General features: G+C 72.4%; 15 protein-coding genes and 1 pseudogene. 12 read left to right on the top strand and 4 right to left on the bottom strand.

Going from position 1 to position 19,416, the window contains the following annotated elements; all coding sequences use genetic code 11:
• Positions 1–12 precede the first annotated feature (12 nt).
• Positions 13–1,587 (bottom strand): bifunctional NAD(P)/FAD-dependent oxidoreductase/class I SAM-dependent methyltransferase, encoded by a 1,575-nt coding sequence (locus OHB44_RS18945; RefSeq protein ID WP_330437730.1) that lies wholly within the window; start codon positions 1,585–1,587, stop codon positions 13–15.
• Positions 1,588–1,663: 76 nt separating this feature from the next.
• Between OHB44_RS18945 and OHB44_RS18940 the strand changes: the two genes are divergently transcribed.
• Positions 1,664–2,260, top strand: coding sequence for a helix-turn-helix domain-containing protein (locus tag OHB44_RS18940; RefSeq protein ID WP_266302310.1), 597 nt, complete (start codon positions 1,664–1,666; stop codon positions 2,258–2,260).
• Positions 2,261–2,278: 18 nt separating this feature from the next.
• On the opposite strand, the gene argJ is transcribed toward OHB44_RS18940, so the two are convergent.
• The 3 genes and pseudogenes from argJ to OHB44_RS18925 all read right to left on the bottom strand — a co-directional run.
• Positions 2,279–3,427, bottom strand: coding sequence for a bifunctional glutamate N-acetyltransferase/amino-acid acetyltransferase ArgJ (gene argJ / locus OHB44_RS18935; RefSeq protein ID WP_330437729.1), 1,149 nt, complete (start codon positions 3,425–3,427; stop codon positions 2,279–2,281).
• 372 nt (positions 3,428–3,799) lie between these two features.
• Complete coding sequence (locus OHB44_RS33495) at positions 3,800–7,168, bottom strand: DUF7507 domain-containing protein (protein WP_442932703.1); 3,369 nt, start codon at positions 7,166–7,168, stop codon at positions 3,800–3,802.
• A 105-nt stretch (positions 7,169–7,273) separates the two neighbouring features.
• Positions 7,274–8,650 (bottom strand): annotated as a pseudogene (locus tag OHB44_RS18925) (choice-of-anchor A family protein); the annotation flags it as partial.
• A gap of 200 nt (positions 8,651–8,850) precedes the next feature.
• Between OHB44_RS18925 and OHB44_RS18920 the strand changes: the two are divergent.
• The 11 genes from OHB44_RS18920 to OHB44_RS18870 all read left to right on the top strand — a co-directional run bounded on the left by OHB44_RS18920 (position 8,851) and on the right by OHB44_RS18870 (position 19,416).
• Entirely contained in the window at positions 8,851–9,834 is a 984-nt protein-coding gene (locus OHB44_RS18920; RefSeq protein WP_238682389.1) for a zinc-dependent alcohol dehydrogenase, read from the top strand.
• A 2-nt stretch (positions 9,835–9,836) separates the two neighbouring features.
• Positions 9,837–10,235 carry a 6-pyruvoyl trahydropterin synthase family protein gene (locus tag OHB44_RS18915; protein ID WP_238682388.1) on the top strand — a complete coding sequence of 133 codons (399 nt, stop codon included), beginning with the start codon at positions 9,837–9,839 and terminating at the stop codon, positions 10,233–10,235.
• The gene (locus OHB44_RS18910) at positions 10,232–11,278 is read left to right on the top strand and encodes a glycosyltransferase family 4 protein (protein WP_330437728.1); all 1,047 of its coding nucleotides are present in this window, start codon (positions 10,232–10,234) and stop codon (positions 11,276–11,278) included. Before OHB44_RS18915 ends, OHB44_RS18910 begins: the two co-directional genes overlap by 4 nt.
• Positions 11,275–12,093, top strand: a complete 819-nt coding sequence (locus OHB44_RS18905) for a class I SAM-dependent methyltransferase (RefSeq protein WP_330437727.1) — start codon at positions 11,275–11,277, stop codon at positions 12,091–12,093. Before OHB44_RS18910 ends, OHB44_RS18905 begins: the two co-directional genes overlap by 4 nt.
• Positions 12,094–12,159: 66 nt before the next feature.
• Complete coding sequence (locus tag OHB44_RS18900; RefSeq protein ID WP_238682385.1) at positions 12,160–13,098, top strand: lysylphosphatidylglycerol synthase transmembrane domain-containing protein; 939 nt, start codon at positions 12,160–12,162, stop codon at positions 13,096–13,098.
• Positions 13,099–13,156: 58 nt separating this feature from the next.
• Complete coding sequence (locus OHB44_RS18895; RefSeq protein WP_238682384.1) at positions 13,157–13,858, top strand: GTP cyclohydrolase II; 702 nt, start codon at positions 13,157–13,159, stop codon at positions 13,856–13,858.
• Positions 13,855–14,610 carry a RibD family protein gene (locus OHB44_RS18890; protein WP_238682383.1) on the top strand — a complete coding sequence of 252 codons (756 nt, stop codon included), beginning with the start codon at positions 13,855–13,857 and terminating at the stop codon, positions 14,608–14,610. Before OHB44_RS18895 ends, OHB44_RS18890 begins: the two co-directional genes overlap by 4 nt.
• Positions 14,611–14,733: 123 nt before the next feature.
• Positions 14,734–15,297 (top strand): DinB family protein, encoded by a 564-nt coding sequence (locus OHB44_RS18885; protein ID WP_238682382.1) that lies wholly within the window; start codon positions 14,734–14,736, stop codon positions 15,295–15,297.
• Positions 15,298–15,338: 41 nt separating this feature from the next.
• Positions 15,339–16,154, top strand: a complete 816-nt coding sequence (locus OHB44_RS18880) for a TetR/AcrR family transcriptional regulator (RefSeq protein ID WP_238682381.1) — start codon at positions 15,339–15,341, stop codon at positions 16,152–16,154.
• Between the two features lie 25 nt (positions 16,155–16,179).
• Positions 16,180–16,623 carry a GNAT family N-acetyltransferase gene (locus OHB44_RS18875; RefSeq protein ID WP_266305137.1) on the top strand — a complete coding sequence of 148 codons (444 nt, stop codon included), beginning with the start codon at positions 16,180–16,182 and terminating at the stop codon, positions 16,621–16,623.
• 102 nt (positions 16,624–16,725) lie between these two features.
• A complete protein-coding gene (locus OHB44_RS18870) occupies positions 16,726–19,416 on the top strand; it encodes an Hsp70 family protein (protein ID WP_330437726.1) in 2,691 nt (896 codons plus the stop codon).

The raw sequence follows: 19,416 nt of genomic DNA, 5'->3' as shown, positions 1-19,416 counted from the left end.
CTCGGCGCGAGGTCAGCGTCGGCGGGCCACCAGGACCGCGTCGTGGTGGGTGATGTCCTCGCCGTTCGGGTTGGTGACGAGGCGGGAGCGTTCCTCAGCCGCCAGCACCTCCCAGTGGGCCGGCTCCAGATCGGCGGCCACGTCCTGAGCGGTGTACATCATGTCCGGCATGTGCATCCGGTGCGCCGACCCCCACAGATCCGACGGGTGGTGCCCGACGATCAGCAGGACACCGCCCGGTGCCACCGCCGCGGCCAGCCGGCCGAACAACTCCCGCCGCTGCGCCGGGGGCAGGTGCATGAACTGCGCGGACACCAGGTCGTACGCCTCCTCGGTGGGCGGCTTGTCCCGCAGGTCGGCGTGGGTGAACTCGATCCGATCGCCCACGCCGGCGGCCTCGGCGTGCGCGGCGGCCCGGCTCAACGCCGTGCTGGAGATGTCCACCGCCGTCACCTGCCAGCCGCGCTCGGCCAACCACACCGCGTCGCCGCCCTCGCCGCTGCCCACGTCCAGCGCGCGCCCCGGGGCCAGATCGGTGACCTCGGCGACCAGCTGCGGGTTCGGTCGGCCACTCCAGACCGACGGCCGGGACTGGTAGCGCTCCTCCCACGCCGGCTCCTCGAACGTCGTGGCCACCAACTGCCGGTACGCGGCCACCGCGTCCCGGGTCTCCTCGGCGATGAGATCGGCGTTGATCGCCGCCGCCGCGTTCAGGCCGGCCCCGGCGGACGTGATCACCTGACCGCGAATGTCGGCCACGTTGCCCGCCACCCAGACACCCGGGACGGTCGTCGCGCCGGTGGCGTCGGCGGAGATCTGGGCGCCGATGACGTGCTCACCCATCATCACCTCCTCCGGGGCCAGACCGAGCCCCACCAGCACGTCGGAGCGGGGGGTCAGCCGCGTCGCCACCACTATCGCGTCGAGCGCCACCACCCGGCCGTCGGCGAGCCGTACACCGGTCAGCGCGTCGTCGGTCACCTCCACCGCGGCGACCGGGCCGGGCACCACAGCGATGCTGCGGGCGGCGAGCCGCTCGGCGGTCTCCGCGTCGGGTGCGGGGGAGTCGTGCAGGAGGAGCAGCACGCTGGAGCTCCACTGTCGCCACATCTCGGCCTGGTGCACGCTCAGCGGGCTGGTCGCCAGGACGCCGATGCGGCGGTCCCGAACCTCCCAGCCGTGGCAGTACGGGCAGTGCAGCACGTCACGACCCCACCGCTCGGCCAGGCCGGGCACGTCGGGCAGTTCGTCGGTCAGACCCGTGGTCACCAGCAGCCGGCGGGCCCGCACCGAATCCCCGCCGTCCACGCTCAGCCGGAACCCGTCGTCGTCCCGGGTCGCCGCCCGCACGCGTCCGGTGCGGAACTGCCCGCCGTACCCGGCCACCTCGGCCCGTCCGATCGCGAGCAGCTCACCCGGCGGCGTCCCCTCCCGGCCCAGGTAGTTGTGCACCCGGTCGGCCGGCGCGTTGCGCGGCTCACCGGAGTCGATCACCAGCACCGACCGTCGGGCCCGGCTCAGCGCCAGGGCCCCGCTGAGCCCTGCGGCGCCGCCGCCCACCACCACCACGTCGTATGTCTCGTCCACCGGTATCTCCCTCTTGCTTCGTCGGCTGCGCCCACCATCCGTCGCCGCCGGCAGGGTGGCAACTATCCTTGCCGTTATGGCAAACGAGGACAGCGCCGCCCTGGCGGCCGTCGGCCCCCGGCTGCGTGCCCTACGTCACCAACGCGGGACCACGCTGACCCAGCTCGCCGACCTGACCGGCATCTCGGTGAGCACCCTGTCCCGGCTGGAGTCCGGGAGCCGTCGCCCCACCCTGGAGTTACTGCTCCCGCTGGCGAGGGCCTACCAGGTGGCGCTGGACGAACTGGTCGACGCCCCCGCCACCGGCGACCCCCGGGTACGCCCCAAACCGATAGTCATCCACGGCGTGACGTACCTGCCGCTGACCCGCCGACCGGGCGGTGTCCAGGCCTTCAAGCAGATCTTCCCGCCGGACCCGTCCGCCGGGGGCCGAATCCCGCAGGCCCACGAGGGGTACGAGTGGCTCTACGTGCTCTCCGGCCGGCTACGCCTGCTGCTCGGTGACCGCGATCTGACGCTGACCCCGGGAGAGGTGGCCGAGTTCGACACCCGCATCCCCCACCTCTTCTTCAACCCCGGCCCCGGCACCGCCGAAGCCCTCAGTCTCTTCGGGCCGCAGGGGGAGCGGTTGCACGTCCGCGCCCGCCCGGCCAGGCCCGACAAGCACCAGTAGCCCCGGACGCGCCGCCGTTCAGGTGGTGTAGTCAGCGTTGATCCGGATGTACCCGTCGGTCAGGTCGCACCCGTACACGGTGAAGGCGCCGGCGCCGATACCCAGGTCGACCTCGATCACCACGTCGTCGCCTTCGAGGTGGCGCCGCAGCCGAACCAGCGTCTCCTCGGTGGCCTGCGCCGGATACACCTCGATACCGCCGAAGCCGATCCGGACCCGTTGCTGGTCGATGTCTTCGTCGTCCTCGCACTTGCCGACCGCCATGGCTACCCGGCCCCAGTTCGGGTCCGCGCCGTGCACGGCTGTCTTCACCAGCGGCGAGTTGACGACGGCCTTGCCCACCCGCTTGGCCTGCTCGCCGTCCCGGGCACCGCTGACCCGGACCTCGATGAGTTTGCTGGCGCCCTCGCCGTCGCGGGCGACCATCCGCACCAGATCCAGCGCGACCGTATACAACGCCTGTTCGAACTCGTCCAGATCGACCGGCCCGGCCAGGCCGTTGGCGAAGACCGCCGCCGTGTCACTCGTGGAGGTGTCGGTGTCGATGCTGACCGCGTTGAAAGTGCGGGCGATGACCGACCGGAACACCCGGTCCAGGTCGGCCGGCTCGATGCGGGCGTCGGTACAGAAGAAGGTCAACAGGGTCGCCATGTTCGGTTCGATCATGCCGACGCCCTTCGCGACGCCGACGATGCTCGCCGCTCCGCAGCTGGCCCGCACCACCTTGGGCGTGGTGTCGGTGGTCATGATCGCCCGGGCGACCCGGTCGAAATCGGCAGGCGGAAAGGGCCACCGAAGATCGGCCAGGCGCTGTCGCACCCTCGGCATCGGATACTGCTTCCCGATCACCCCGGTCGAGGCGATGAGCAGTTCGTCGTCGTCCAGTCCGGCGGCGCGAGCCACTGTGGACCGCACCTCGCGGGCGTTCTCCAGCCCTTCCTTGCCGGTGGCCACGTTCGCGTTGCGGGAGAGCACCACGACGCCGCGGGCGGACGATGTCGACGCCGCCGAACGGCTGAGCAGGACGCTGGGGCCGGCGAACCGGGAGCGGGTGAACACCGCGGCGCTGACCGCTGGCACCTCGGAGACCAGGGCGGTGAAGTCGTCCTCGTCATCCTTGAGCCCGGCGTTCGCGACCACCGCGCGGAACCCCTGCGGAACGATCATGTACTGCTCCATCCTTCTCGTCTCGGCCCGGTCCTGGCCCCCGAACCCAGCGGCGGACGACGTCAAGGCTCACACCAGCTCGGACACCTGTCGCCGGCCGGTCACCGGGGAGCGGACCTCCGGACGCCGCCACGGCGCAAGCCGAAGCACATGGGCGGGCAGTCACAGCGGCCAGCCCTTCGTGACCCACGGTATCAATGAGGTAGCTGGCCGACGGATGCCCGGCTGCGGCATCCCAGGGGGCGGTCCGCCGCACCGTGGTCCGACCGGATGGCCTCGGAGCGAGGCGGCCGGGCGCGACGCGGTGGCGGTGACGTGCCGCGAGGGCCGGACCGGTTCCCCTCCGGTCCGACCCCCGCGATCAGGTCCGCGCTAGGCGCGGATCCTGCGCTGCCGGACGACCAGCAGCAGCGCCGCGCCCAGGAGCACCGCCAGCACGCCGGCGCCCATCCAGAGCCCGGCCGGGAACGACGTACCGGTCACTGGGAGCTTGCCCTTCACCGGAATGGTGATGGTGGACTCGGGCGAGACCGGCGCCGGGCCGTCCGGCGGGGTGCCGGTCGCCGTCGCGGTGTTGCGCACCGACCCGTTGTGGTAGTCGGCCTTGCTGACCGTGTACGTCGCCGTGCAGATCACCGCAGCACCGGCCGCGAGGGTGACGGAGCCGTTCGGGGTCCGCTCCGGACCACAGGTGATCGGGCCGAGGTTGGCAGCCGAGGCCGGCGCGGTCAGCGCGTCGGTGATCGTCACCCCGGTCAGCGACACCTGACCGGTGTTGGTGACCACGAACTGGAAGGGCACGTGCTGCCCCGGTCGGACGATCTTGTCGGTGCTGCTCGACTTCACCACGGTGATCGCCGCGCCACGGGTGGCTGTGACCTCGGCGGAGGCCGGCGCGGAGCGTACCGGTGCGGGTGGGGCCTGGCCGGGGATGGTCGGCGGCGTGCCGGCCGCGACGGCCGTGTTGGTGATTCGGCCGGCCTCGACGTCCGCAGCGGTGACCGCGTAGGTCGACGTGCAGGTGGTGCTCGTCCCGGCGGCCAGGCTGACCGCGCCGTTGGCGACCGGCGGCGTGCCGCAGGTGATCGCCCCGGGCGTTCCGGTGCCGGAGAAGTCGGTCTCGTCGACGGTCACCGCGCTGAGCGCTGTGGTACCGGTGTTGGTCACCACGAACCGGTACGTGACCACGTCGCCTGCCGCGGACACCACTGTGGGCGTCACCGACTTGGTGATGGCGATCGCCGGGTGGGGGATCGGGATGTCCACGGGCGACGGTGGGGATACCGGCGGCGGTCCGAACGGGGGCGTACCGGTGGCCGTGGCGACGTTGCGCAGCGACGAGCCGGCGAAGTCCTCAGCGGTCACCGTGTAGATCGTCCGGCACTGGATGGAGGCGCCCGGCGACAACGTCACAGCGCCGTTCGGGATGTTCTGCGGACCGCAGGTGATCGGCCCGAGCACACCACGCTCGGACGGCGGCAGCACCGTGTCGTTGACCGTCACGTTGGTGAGGGTGAAACCGCCGGTGTTGACGACCAGGAAGGTGTAGGGCACCTGCTGGCCCGGCGCGGCGATCGCCACAGTGGTCGTCGATTTGATCACCTCGATGTCGGCGACGAGGCCGGACTCCGGGATGGTCAGTGTCGACGGCGGCGAGTCGACCGGAGCGCCCCCGCCCGGCGGTGTGCCGTGTGCGGTGGCGACGTCGGTGACGCCGCTGTTGTCGAGGTCGGCCTGGGTGACGGTGTAGGTGGCGGTGCAGGTGGTGCTCGCGCCGGGCGCCAGGGTGGTGGCCGGGCAGGTGATCGGGCCGAGGTCGACGTTGGAGGACGGCGGGGTCTGCACGTCTGTCACGTTGACGTTGGTCAGCGTGAGCCCACCGGTGTTGACCACGTGGAACCGGTACGGGACCTGCTGACCGACCGCGGTGATCGCCACCGTCGTGGAGGTCTTCACGACCTGGATCGCGGCGATGACTCCCGCGTCCGGAATGGTGAGTGTCGACGGCGTCGAGTCGATCGGCGTGTCACTGCCGGCCGGTGTGCCGTGTGCGGTGGCGACGTCGGTGACGCCGTTGTTGTCGAGGTCGGCCTGGGTGACGGTGTAGGTGGCGGTGCAGGTGGTGTTCGCGCCGGGCGCGAGGGTGGTGGCGGCGCAGGTGATCGGGCCGAGGTCGGCGTTCGACGACGGCGGTGTCTGCACGTCGGTCACGTTCACCGAGGACAGCGTCACGGTGCCGGTGTTGGCGACCAGGAACCGGTAGGGCACCTGCTGCCCGACCGTGTTGATCGAGACGGTGGTGGACGACTTCAGCAGCGAGATCGACCGGATCAGGTCGGCCGCCGGAATGGTGAGCGTCGAGGGCGCCGAGTCGATCGGGTCGTCGCTGCCGGCCGGTGTGCCGTGTGCGGTGGCGACGTCGGTGACCTCGTCGTTGTCGAGGTCGGCCTGGGTGACGGTGTAGGTGGCGGTGCAGGTGGTGTTCGCGCCCGGGGCGAGGGTGGTGGCGGCGCAGGTGATCGGGCCGAGGTCGGCGTTTGACGACGGTGGGGTCTGCACGTCGGTCACGTTCACGTCGTTGAGCGTCACGCCGCCGGTGTTGGCCACCAGGAACCGGTACGGCACCTGCTGACCGACCGCCGTGATCGACGTGGTGGTTGACGACTTCACCACTGAGATGCCGGGCACGACCACGTCGCTCGGGATCGTCAGGGTGGCCGGCGGCGACTGTACGGGCGGCCGACCGCCGGGTGGTGTGCCCTGGGCGGTCGCGCTGTCCCGGACCGAGCCGAAGTCCAGGTCGGCCTGGGTGACGGTGTAGGTGGCGGTGCAGGTGGTCTGCGCGCCGGGGGCGAGGGTGGTGGCGGCGCAGGTGATCGGGCCGAGGTTCGCGTTGGACGACGGCGGTGTCTGCGTGTCCGTGACTGTCACTCCGGTGAGGGTGAACCCACCGGTGTTGACGACGTGGAACTGGTACGGCACCTGCTGCCCGACCGAGGTGATGGACGGGGTGGTGGAGGTCTTCAGGATCGCGATGGAGGCGACCAGGCCGGTCTCCGGAATGGTGAGTGTCGAGGGCGTCGAGTTGACAGGTGCGCCGACCGTTGGGGTGCCGTGCGCGGTGGCGACGTTGGTGACGCCGTCGTTGTCCAGGTCGGCCTGGGTGACCGTGTAGGTGGCGGTGCACAGGGTCTGCGCGCCCGGTGCGAGGGTGGTGGCGGCGCAGGTGATCGGGCCGAGGTTCGCGTTTGACGACGGCGGTGTCTGCACGTCGGTCACGTTCACGCCGGTCAGGGTGAATCCGCCGATGTTCAGCAGGTGGAACTGGTACGGAACCTGTTGCCCGACAGTGGTGATCGATGTGGTGGTCGAGGTCTTCAGGATGGCGATCGCCGCGATCAGGCCGGCTTCGGGGATTGTCAGCGTCGAGGGCGGCGAGGTGACCGGCGTACCGCCGCCGGGCGGGGTGCCCCGTGCGGTGGCGACGTTGGTGACGCCGTTGTTGTCCAGGTCGGCCTGGGTGACGGTGTAGGTGGCGGTGCAGGTGGTGCTCGCGCCGGGTGCGAGGGTGGTGGCGGCGCAGGTGATCGGGCCGAGGTTGGCGTTCGACGACGGCGGTGTCTGCACGTCGGTGACGGCCACGTTGGTCAGGGTCAGGCCGCCGGTGTTGGCGACCAGGAATCGGTACGGCACCTGCTGCCCGACCGAGGTGATCGAGGTGGTGGTGGACGACTTCACCACGGTGACGGCGGCGGTGAGCGCCGGCGCCGGGATGGTCAGGGAGTTCGGGTCGGAGACGACCGGTGGACCGGTGGGTGGGCTGCCCTGTGCGGTGGCGACGTTGGTGACGCCGCCGTTGTCCAGGTCGGCCTGGGTGACCGTGTAGGTGGCCGTGCAGGCGGTCTGAGCCCCTGGCGCGAGCGTGGTGGCGGCGCAGGTGATCGGGCCGAGGTTGGCGTTCGACGACGGCGGGGTCTGCACGTCGGTGACCGAGATGGCCGTCAGCGGGACGCCGCCGGTGTTGACCACGTGGAACGAGTACGGCACCTGCTGACCGACGCTGGTGATCAGCGTGGTGGTCGACGACTTGATCAGGGCGATGTCGGCGGGCGTGGCGCCCGCGCAGGAGAGCGTGGTGCTGAACGGGAAGTAGTGGATCTCGCCGCCGCGGTGGTCAAGCGTACGGGTGATGACGCTGCCCTCGGTGTTGCTGGAGGAGAGGTCGGTGAGGCTGGCGTTGGGGGCGTAGATGGTGCCCTCGACGGTGGCGGCGTTCGGGGTGAGGGTGAGCGCGGTGGCGGTCGGGAAGTTGAACAGGATGTAGCGCGCCTGCGGCCCACCGATCCCGGCGAAGTTCGGCGCGGTCCAGGCGAACGTGTTGCCCACGCCGCTGGTGTCCACGTTGACCAGCAGTGGCGTGTCGGCGGTCGGCTGGCTCGCGAAGGTCAGGGTCTGGATGTTGGCCAGGTCGGCGGCGGTCAGGTTGAGCACGTTCGTCACGCCCGGGGTCAACGTGACGACGGCGTTGCTGCCTGGCGGGATCGGGCGGGGCAGCACGTCGCCGTTCGGCGTGCGCAGCACCACTGTGTTGTCGCAGGTGGCCAGGCCGGCCGTGGTGTCCCGGAAGGCGGCGAACGCCCCGGCGAAGTTGATCGGCGAGGTCGGCCCGACGCTGGCAACCGGCTGCCGGGTGACCAGCTCCACCCGGGGTGAGGCGTCGTAGTCGTTCGCCGGCAGGATCCTGGTGTTGACCTGGGCGCCGTTGTTGTCGGTGTTGCGGACGAAGGTGCCGGTCAGGTTGCCGACCTTGGCGTAGCCGTTGGAGAGCACCTGGAGGCGGCTGCCGCCGACGCTGCCGGCGAAGTTGACCCGTCCACCCACGACCAGGGCGGTGGGGTTGGCGTCGCCGGGCACCACGAACGATCCGGCGGTCGCGCCGGCGAGCTGGTAGTTGCCGAAGGTGAGGTCGCCGCCGACGGCGAGGGTTCCCTCGTTCTCGTCGTTGTTCACTGTGGCGTTGCCCTCGGTCATCACGCCGAAGCTCAGCGCCTCGGCGACCGGGTCGACGGGGCCGATGGCCTCGTCGACGGCGGCCAGTACCGGGTTGATCGGGGTGGGTGCGCCAGGCGCCGGCACCAGCAGACCGTTGACCGCCAGCACGCCCGCGACGGCGGCCAGCGCCGTCGCCCGTGACCTGCGGCTACCCCACCACGAAATCCTCATCACGCCCCCGTTGGTTCGAATGTGCCAGGGGAGCTTATAGGGGCAAAAACACCCTTATGCCGTGTTTGTCCGAATGATGGCCCTGCCGGGCGGGCTTCGAACTGTGCGCACCGAACTTCCGTGTTTATGATCGACAACCCCCGACCGGGGACCGACACGGCCGATCGATTCGGTCCGGAGCAGAGCTGAGGTGCGCGACGGTGATCCGCGAGGCGTACGCCTGCTGGGTGCGCGAACCCGGCGTGGCCGAGATCCAGCCGGTGTCGCTGACCGCCCCGGGCCCCGACGAGGTGCTGGTCCGGACCCGCTACTCCGGGGTCAGCCGGGGCACCGAGACGCTGGTCTTCGCCGGCCGGGTGCCCGCCGACCAGTACGCCACGATGCGCGCGCCGTTTCAGGAGGGCGAGTTCCCCGGCCCGGTGAAGTACGGCTACCTCAGCGTCGGCGTCGTCGAGCAGGGCCCGCCGGAGCTACTCGGGCGAACGGTGTTCTGCCTGCACCCACACCAGAGCGCGTACGTCGTGCCGGTGAGTGCCGTGGTGCCGGTGCCGGAGGGTGTGCCGGCCGCCCGAGCGGTGCTCGCCGGCACTGTGGAGACGGCCGTCAACGCCCTGTGGGACGCGGCGCCGCTGGTCGGCGACCGGGTCACAGTGATCGGCGCGGGCATGGTGGGCTGCTGCGTCGCGGCGCTGCTGGCTCGGTTCCCCGGCGTGCACGTCGAGTTGGTCGACACCGACGCCCGCAGGGCCGGCGTCGCCGGGGCCCTCGGCGTCGACTTCGCCAACCCGGCCGACGCCAGTGGCGACCGGGACCTGGTCGTCCACGCCAGCGCCACCGCCGCCGGCCTGCAACAGTCGCTGGACCTGCTCGCCCCGGAGGGCACCGTCATCGAGCTGAGCTGGTACGGCGACCGCCCCGTGCAGGTGTCACTGGGCGGGGCGTTCCACTCGGGTCGACTCAGCGTGCGCAGCAGCCAGGTCGGCATGGTGGCACCCGCCCGACGGGGACGGCGCAGTTACGCCGACCGACTGGCGCTCGCCCTGGACCTGCTCGACGACCCGGCCTTCGACGCGTTGATCACCGGCGCCTCGCGCTTCGCGGAGCTACCCGACGTGCTCGCCAGACTGACCTCGGGCGACCTGCCCGCGCTCTGCCACCTCATCACCTACGAAGACGGAGAGTGATCGTGTTCAGCGTGACCGTTCGGGACCACATGATGATCGCCCACAGTTTCCGAGGTGAGGTGTTCGGGCCCGCCCAAAAGCTGCACGGCGCGACATTCGTGGTGGACGCGACGTTCCGCCGGCCGGACGTGGACGCCGACGGGATCGTGGTGGACATCGGCCTGGCCACCGAGCAGCTGCGGGCCGTGCTGAGCGAGCTGACCTACCGCAACCTCGACGACGAGGCGGCCTTCGCCGGGGTGAACACCACCACCGAGGTGCTGGCCCGTACGGTCGCGGACCGGCTGGTCGAACGCGTGCACGCCGGTGAGCTGGGCGCGGGGGCGCGCGACCTGACCGGTATCACTGTCACCCTGCACGAGTCGCACATCGCCTGGGCGAGCTACGAGCGGTCGTTGTGACCGAAGCGGGCCGGGCGGTGCACGTCGTCCTGCCCGGTGACATCGACGATCCGGCCACGCCCAGCGGCGGCAACTCCTACGACCGGCGGATCTGCGCCGGTCTGGGCGAGCGCGGCTGGTCGGTGCACGAGCATCCGGTGCCCGGCACGTGGCCGCATCCCGATCCGGCCGACCGGGCGACGCTGGACGGGGTGCTCGCCGCCGCGCCCGACGACGCCGTGGTGCTGATCGACGGCCTGATCGCCTCGGCCGTGCCGGACCTGCTCGCCCCGCACGCCCGTCGGCTGCGCCTGGTGCTGCTGGTGCACCTGCCGCTGGACGACGAGCCGGAGGCCCGCGCGCTGGCCACCGCCCGGGCCGTCGTCACCACCAGCGAGTGGACCCGCCGAGCCCTGCTGGCCCGCCATCCGGCCCTCGCCGGCCGGGTCCGGGCCGCGCCGCCCGGGGTGCGGCCCGCGCCGCCGGCAGCCGGCTCGGCGGCCGGTGACCGGTTGCTCTGCGTCGCGGCGGTCACCCACCACAAGGGGTACGACGTGCTGGTCGACGCATTGGCCACGCTGGTCGGCCGGCCCTGGACGATGCTCTGCGTGGGCACTTTGGCCCGCGAACCGGATCTGGTGCACCGGCTGCGCGACCGGTTGACCGGAGCGGGCCTCACCGAGCGGGTGCGACTGGTCGGCCCGCTGACCGGCGCGGCGTTGGACGACGCGTACGCCGCCGCCGACCTGCTGGTGCTGCCGTCGAGAGGCGAGACGTACGGCATGGTCGTCACCGAGGCGCTGGCCCGCGGTCTGCCGGTGGTGACCACCGAGGTGGGCGGGCTGCCGGAGGCGCTCGGTCACGCGCCCGGCGGTGACCGCCCGGGACTGCTGGTCCCACCCGGTGACCCGGCGGCGCTGGCCGCCGCGCTGATCCGCTGGCTGGACGACGACGCGCTACGCGCCCGGCTGCGGCGGGCCGCTCTCGCCCGGCGCGACACCCTGACCGACTGGCCGGTGACCACCGGGTTGCTGGCCGGCGTGCTGAAGGAGGTGGCGGAATGACCGCCGAGGAGACCCTGCCGTTCGCCGACTGGCTGCGGTTGCGTGAGCCGGCCGACGCGGCGGCGCGCGCCGAGGACCTGCTGGATGCCGTCCGGGCCCGGCTGACCGGCTACACCCCGACGGTGATCCATGACCTGGGCAGCGGCACCGGGTCGATGAGTCGTTGGCTGGCCGCCCGGCTACCCGGACCGCAGCACTGGGTGCTGCACGACCGGGACGCCGACCTGCTGGCCCGGGCCGCCGAGGGCATGCGGGGGGTGACAGCCGCCGACGGCGCCCCGGTCACCGTCCACACCCGCTGCGGCGACCTCACCCGGCTGACCGCCGACGACCTCGCCGACGGTTCCCTGGTCACCGCATCCGCGCTGCTGGACATGCTCACCGCCCAGGAGGTCGAACGGGTGGCAGCCGCCTGCGTCGGCCGGCCAGCCCTGTTCGCCATTTCGGTGACCGGGCGGGTCCGGTTCACCCCGGCCGACCCGCTCGACGAGGCGGTCGAGGCCGCGTTCAACGACCACCAGCGGCGTACCGTCGAGGGCCGGCGGCTGCTCGGCCCGGACGCCGTCGCCGCCACCGCCGCCGCGTTCGCCCGGCTCGGCGTCGACGTGCGGGAACGGCTCAGCCCGTGGCGTCTCGGCCCGGAGCAGGCCGACCTGACCGCCCAATGGTTCCGAGGATGGCTCGGGGCCGCCTGCGAGCAGCGCCCCGACCTGGCCGAACCCGCCCAGGCGTACGCCCGCCGCCGGTTGGCCGACGCGGCTGCCGGCCGACTCACGGTGCTCGTCGAACACACTGACCTCCTCGCGGGTGGATGAACCGTTCACGCCCTGGGTACGTGCACTAGGGCAAGTGGACGATCTTCAAAAAGGAGGCCGGCGCCGATGTTCTGGGCCTGGGCACGAGTGGTCGGCGGGGTGGGTCTGCTCGCCGTCCTGCTGTGGCAGGTGGGCAGCGGCCCGTTCCTCGCCGGAGTACGACTGATCGACGCGTCAGCGTTGGCTGCGGCGCTGGTCATCGGGGTGCTCACCACTGTCTGCGCGGCGTGGCGGTGGAGCCTTGTCGCCGGCGGCCTCGGCGTACGCCTGCCACTGGCGACCGCTGTGGCGCACTGCTACCGGGCCGTGTTCCTCAACGCCACACTGCCCGGCGGGGTGCTCGGCGACGTGCACCGGGCGGTACGCCACGGCCGCGACGCCGGCGACGTGAGCCGGGGCATCCGCGCTGTGGTCTGGGAGCGTGCCGCCGGGCAGGTGGTCCTGGTCGGGGTCGCGCTGGTGGTGCTCGCCGCCTTCCCGTCGCCGGTCCGGCCGTACCTGCCGGTCGCCGCCGCGCTGCTCGTCGCCGGCGGGCTGGTCGTCGTGCTGCTGGCCCGGGTCCTCCCGAACGGTGGCGGGTCGCGCTGGGCGACGGCACTGCGTACCGCCGTGGCGGACGTTCGGTCGGGCCTGCTGGCGCGGCGCACCTGGTTCGGTGTGCTGGTCGCCTCGGCCGTGATGGTCGCCGGTCACCTGGCCACCTTCCTGGTGGCGGCGCGTACCGCCGGATCGGACGCCCCGCTGTCCCGACTGCTGCCGTTGACGTTGCTCGCCCTGCTCGCCATGGGCCTGCCGTTGAACGTGGCCGGTTTCGGGCCGCGCGAGGGGGTGGCGGCGTGGGTGTTCGGCGCGGCTGGCCTCAGCGCGGCCGAGGGCATCGCCACCGCCACCGTCTACGGCGCACTGGTGTTGGTGGCCAGCCTGCCCGGGGCCGCCGTGTTGCTGGCCCGTCGGCGTCGAATTCCGGTCGCCGCTCGGGAAGCCGCCTCCGGCGGCGGATGTTGAGTCGGTTGTGAGACGGTACGCGTCGCCGGACGGCGGTGGCGCCGGACAAAGGAGTCCCATGCCCGAAGCATTGCCGGTTGCCACGATCCGCACGCAGGTCACGGTGCCGCTGGCGTTTCCGGATGGCTACACCACGACAGCCCGGGTGTTCACCTTCAAGGGCCTGGTGGACGGTCGGGAGCACCTGGCCCTCGGCCTCGGCGACTGGGCGGGCGCCCTGGACCGGCTCGCCGCCGGGGGAGTAGCCCCGCTGGTCCGTCCCCACAGCGAGTGCCTGACCGGCGACGTGTTCGGCAGCCAACGCTGCGACTGCGGGCCGCAACTGCGCGAGGCGGTGCAGCGGATCGCCGAGACCGGCGGTTTCCTGCTCTACCTCCGGCAGGAGGGCCGCGGCATCGGCCTGTACGCCAAACTCGACGCGTACGCGTTGCAGGACGCCGGGTTGGACACCTACCAGGCCAACGTCGCGCTGGGCCGGGGCGAGGACGAGCGGGACTACACCGCCGCCGCGCAGATGCTGGCCACGTTGGGCGTGCCGCGGGTCCGACTGCTGAGCAGCAACCCGGACAAGGCCGAGCAGTTGACCCGGCTGGGCGTGGACGTTGCCGAACGGGTGCTCACCAGCGTCTTCCTCTCGCCGGCCAACGCCGAATACCTGGCGGCGAAGGCGGCCAAGGCGGCGGAGGTCGAGGCGGCCGAGGCGGTCGAGGCGGCGGATGTGCTCGCGGGCCGGGCGCCTGAGCGGCCCGTCTCCCGATGAGTTGGCGGCCGGGCCCGACGCGGCCGTACGTGCTGCTGAGTTGTGCCGCCTCCATCGACGGGTACATCGACGACGCCTCCGAGCAGCGGTTACTGCTGTCCAACGAGGAGGACCTGGACCGCGTCGACGCGGTCCGGGCCAGCTGCGATGCCATCCTGGTCGGCGCCGGCACCGTCCGACGAGACGATCCTCGGCTGCTGGTGCGCTCCCCGAGCCGCCGGGCCGAGCGGGTGGCGGCCGGTCGACCCGCCTCGCCCACCAAGGTCACCCTGACCGCTCAGGGCGACCTCGACCCGAGCGCCCGCTTCTTCACCGCCGGTGATTCGGCCCGGCTCGTCTACTGCGCCACTGGAGCGCGGGACAAGACCGAGGAACGGGTCGGCCGACTGGCCACCGTGATCGACGCGGGTGAGCCCGTCGACCCGGGGTGGTTGCTGACCGACCTGGCCGGGCGGGGCGTACAACGGTTGATGGTGGAGGGCGGCGGGACGGTGCACGCCCAGTTCCTCGCCGCCGGTCTCGCCGACGAACTGCACCTGGTGGTCGCCCCGTTCTTCGTCGGTGACGGCCGGGCGCCCCGCTTCGTCGGCGAGGGTCGTTTCCCCTGGCACCCGGGTCGCCGCGCCCGTCTGGCCGAGGCCCGCCAGATCGGCGACGTGGTCCTGCTCCGCTACGCCCTCTCCGACCGCTGCCCCACCAACCCCGCCGCCCGCCCCACGGACCCGCCCGCCCCTACCGGTCCCACGCGTTGATCATGGGGTTGGCGGGTGATTCGATCTCCACGGACCCCGCCAACCTCATGATCATCCCGACCGGGTGGGTGGGGTGGCGTTATTTGTGTGGACGGTGGGGGTGGGTTCGGACAGGATTTCCGGATGTCCGTACCGAACCTGGCCCTGCTGCGCTGGCAGTTCGACCTGACGTGGTCGCTGTTCGAGTACCACCTTGAGCGACTCGACTATGCGGACTTCCTCTGGGAGCCGGCCGACCACTGCTGGTCGGTGCGGCAGAGCACCGACGGCACCTGGACCCCGGACTGGGCTGACACCGAACCCGACCCGGTCCCGGTGCCGACGATCGGCTGGCTCACCTGGCACGTCGGCTGGTGGTGGACCGTGGCGATGGACCATCTCCGGGGTGGATCAGCCCGGCAGCGCACGGCCGTTGTCTGGCCGGGCGCGGGCGAGCCGAGTGTCGCCTGGCTGCGTGGACTGCGCACCGAATGGCTGGGTCTGCTCGACCAGTTCGGCGACAGCGACAGCGACAGCGACCTCGACCGCATCGCGACGTTCCCCTGGCCGGACGGGACCGACCACACCGTCACGCACACGATCGGTTGGGTCAACTCCGAACTGATGAAGAACGTCGCGGAGATCGGTCAGCTCCGGCTGCTCCGCGCCGCACGCACCGATCGGGGCGGCCCGGCTGCTCGACCGTAGTACTTTCGCCACACGAGTGCCGTGACGAAACCGGAGGCGGCGTGCTCAGTGCCCGGTGTGTCGAGTGCGAGGCGGACCTGCCCGTCGGCACCGGCCGGGGGCGCCCGCGCCGCTACTGCTCCCGTCGCTGCCAGGCCCGCGCGTACCGCAGGCGTCGAGAGCACGGCCCCACCAGCAGCCCACGTCGTATTCGGGACCTGCCCGCGCCGACCGGCGGCGACCCGCGCCACCGGTTGGTCGCCCTCGCGGTCGAACTGGCGGACGCGGGCGGTCTGGACGCCGTCTCCCTGCGGGTCCTCGCCCAACGCGCCGGCCTGCCCGCCCACGCCGTCTACCGGCACGTCCGGAACCGGGTCGATCTCCTCGCCGCGATGGCCGAGCAGATCACCGCCACCCGCCCGCCCGGCACCGCGCCACTACCGCGCGATCCGCGCCAACGGCTCGAACGGCTGGCCGGGGACGAGTGGGCGATGTACCGCGGACATCCCTGGCTGCTGGCCATCCTCGCCACCGACCGGCCGCCGACCGGGCCGGCGGTACTCGCCATGGTCGACCGGGTGGTGACGGCGTTCACCAGCGCCGGGTACGAACCGGCCGAGGCGTTCCGCGCCTACCTGGCGCTCAGCGGCTACATCCAGGGCATGGCCCTGCTCATCCGGCGTGACCCCGAGGACGACACCACCTACCACGCCTGGTGGTCGGCGACCCTCACCCGGCTGGAGCGGACCGGCCGTACCCGGGACCGACAGTGGCTGGCCGCGGCCGGGCAGACCACACCTGACGCCGACCTGGACACCTGGTTCCAGTTCGGCCTGCGCGGGCTGCTCGACGGCCTGTTGCACAGCCCCACTCGGTAGGGTGGCCGGCGTGCCGCGACTGGAGATGATCACCAAGGACAACGTGGAGGCCGCGTGCCGGGTCAGCGTGCGGCCCGACCAGGAGAAGTTCTCGTCTCCGGTCGCCTGGTCCCTCGCCGAGGCGTACGCGCAGCCCGAGATCGCGTGGCCGCGTCTGATCGTCGAGGATGACGAGATCGTCGGCTTCCTGATGGGCTTCTTCGACATCGTGTGGGACCCGGCCCAATCGGACGACAGGCGCTCGGGGCTGTGGCGGCTCAACATCGCCGCCGAGCACCAGGGCCGGGGGTACGGCCGCTTCGCGGTACAGGCCGTTCGCGACGAGGCCCGCCGACGTGGGCACGACCGCGTCTACACGACGTGGGAGCCGGGGCCGGATGGCCCGGAGCAGTTCTACCTGAAACTCGGGTTCCAGCTGACCGGTGAGACCAGTGAGAACGAGGTGGTGGGCGTCCACTCCACGCACTGACCGGAGGCAGTGGACGACCCTGGACCGAGTGATCAGGGGTGCGGCGGGGCCTGCGTACGATGCGGGGTCGAGTTCCCCTCGTCGCGGCGGAGGTATCGGGCAATGGCAGGCCAGCACGAGGGTTTCGCCCTCGGCATCGACCTCGGCACGTCCAACACCGTCGCGGTGCTGCGCTGGCCGGACGGGCGGACCCGTCCGCTGCTGATGGACGGTCAACCGCTCAGTCCGTCCGCCGTCTACGCCGACCCGGACGGCACCCTGCACACCGGCTGGGACGCCCGCCGGTTGGCGCAGGCCGACCCGGCCCGGTTCGAGGCGAACCCGAAGCGTCGGGTGGACGAGCCGACAGTGCGGCTCGGCGACCGCGCGTACCCGCCGGCCGACCTGCTCGCCGCGGTGCTGGCGGCGGTCGGCCGGGCGGCGGTGGGCGCCGTGGGTTTCCTGCCGCCGGCCGTGGTCACCTGCCCGGCCGCCTGGGACGCGACGCGGCGACAGGTCCTCGCCGACGCGCTGCTGCGGGCCGGCTGGCCGCAGGCGGCCGAGCACACTCTCGCCGGGCCGACGCCGCCCGGCACCCGGCTGCTGCGGGAGCCGGTGGCCGCCGCCCGCTACTACACGCAGGTGCTGCACCGTCCGGTGCCGGTCGGCGGGGCGATAGCGGTGTTCGACTTCGGCGGCGGAACACTCGACGTCGCGGTGCTGCGCAACGAGGGCGCCGACCCCTGGGGTGACTCCGGCTTCAGCGTGGTCGCCGACGGTGGCCTGCCCGACCTGGGCGGTCTGGACCTCGACGCCGCGCTGGTGCGGCGGGTCGGCGAGTTGGTCGATGAGCGGCACGCCGCGCAGTGGGCCCGGCTCACCCGACCGGCGGATCCGGCGCAGCGCCGCGACCAGGTCCGGCTCACAGACGAGGTACGTGGTGCGAAGGAAACCCTGTCCCGGTCTACGGTCGCCCCGGTCGCGGTGCCGGGAGTGGCCGAGACGATCCAGCTGACCCGGGCGGACGTCGAGCGGGTGGCCACGCCGCTGCTGCGCCGGGCGGTGCAGCGGGCCCGGGAGGTCATCGCCGCCGCCGGGCTGCGCCCCGATCAGCTCGACGGGTTGTTCCTCGTGGGCGGGTCGTCACGAATCCCGCTGGTGGCCCGCATGCTGCACGCCGAGCTGGGGATCGCGCCGACCGTGCTGGACCAGCCCGAGTTGCCGGTGGCCGAGGGCGCCCTGACCGACCTGCCGCTGCGCAAGCCGCTACCTGCCCCGGCGTACGCGGGAGCGCCGCTCGCGCCACCCGCGCCGGCTCCGGTGAGCCCGCCCGCGCCGGCTGGATCGCCCGCGCCGGTCGTACCGTCGCAGCCCTGGCCGGGGTCGACCCCGCCGGCGGGGCCGCCGCCCAGGCCGGGCCTGGCCGGCGCCACCCCGACCCCGGCCGGCGGCGCGACAGGCTGGCGACGGGCGCGCTGGGTGGTGCTCGGCGCGGTGCTGGCCCTGGTCGGGGTGGCCGCCGCGGCGACGCTCTACCTGACCCGGGACCGCTATCCGGATCTGACGTTCGACTCGCTGCGCGAGCTGTCCCGGCTGTCGGCTGGCGCCGAACGGCCGCTCGACATGTGGACGGCGGTGCTCGACGACCGGGCCTACCTCGCGTTTCCGCTGCCCGACGACCGGCTGGAGGTGGTGGCCGTCGACGCGGGCGACGGCCGCGAGTTGTGGCGCGAGCAGACCGACGTGCGGGCCGACGACTGGGAGACGATCATCGCCGTCCCCGGGGCGGTAGCGGTCCTCGCCGACGCACCGGGCGACAGCACCCCCCGACCGCTGGCCGTCCTCGACGGTCGTACCGGCGAGCAGCGCTGGCAGCGCGTTCTGCGTGGTGACGACGACGTCTACTTCGCCGACGACACGGCGGTGCTGGTGGACCGGGCCGCTGACGAACTGGTCGGCCTGCGCCTGACCAACGGCTCGGCGAAGTGGACGCAGCCCAACCCCCGCGGCCAGTACGCCGGTGGCCGTACCGTGGTCCGGCCGGTCGGCACCGACGCGGCGGCGGGCGGACCTGCCTTCCTCGACGGCACGCCCCGCAACCCGTGGGCGAGCAAGGGGCGGCGACTGGTCCAGGTGGGTGCGGACCGGTCGGTGCGGCTGCTCGACATGGCATCCGGCGCGGTGCTGCGCCAGTGGGGGAGCGTTGCCGACCTCGACGATCTGGTGGTCGCCCACGAGGACCGCCTGTACGTGGCCGCCAACGAGGGCGGTTACCAGCTGCTCGCGTACGACCTGGGTTCCGACGCCGAGCCGGTGGTGCTGCACCGTTCCGGCAACGACGAGTACCGCCCGAAGGAGCTGGTGGCCTGCGGTGAGCGGCGGGCCTGCCTGTTGCAGGTGCCGAACAACGACGCCGGGCGCACCGAGGTGGTGGCGGCCACCGAGGGTGAGGGCATGATCAGGTGGTCGGCGCCGGGCGTGACCGGCCTGATCCCGTTGGGTGAGCAGGTGCTCGCCCAACGGGAGTTGCCGGAACCGGCAGTCACCGTCTTCGACGCCGCCGGCAAGCCGGTGCTGCGCGACCGGGGCGGGGTGGCGGTCCGCCTGGACGCGGGCAACCTGCTGGTCTTCGCCAAGGCGCCCAGCCTGGTCGCGGACAACCGGGTGCTGGCTGGGGTGTGGGCCGAGTCCGGGGAGGTCGACGAGTTGGGTGAGCTGAAGGACGTGCGCAGCTCGTCCTGCTCGTGGAACACCCACGTGATCGCCTGTGGCGCGGAGAAGGACTTCGTGCTGTATCGCTTCACCGACGACTGA

Origin of the sequence: Micromonospora sp. NBC_00821, assembly GCF_036347035.1 — a bacterium.
Classification (GTDB): domain Bacteria; phylum Actinomycetota; class Actinomycetes; order Mycobacteriales; family Micromonosporaceae; genus Micromonospora; species Micromonospora hortensis.
The sequence above is the reverse complement of the archived record's forward strand: the minus strand, read 5'-3'. Positions and strand labels throughout refer to the sequence as shown.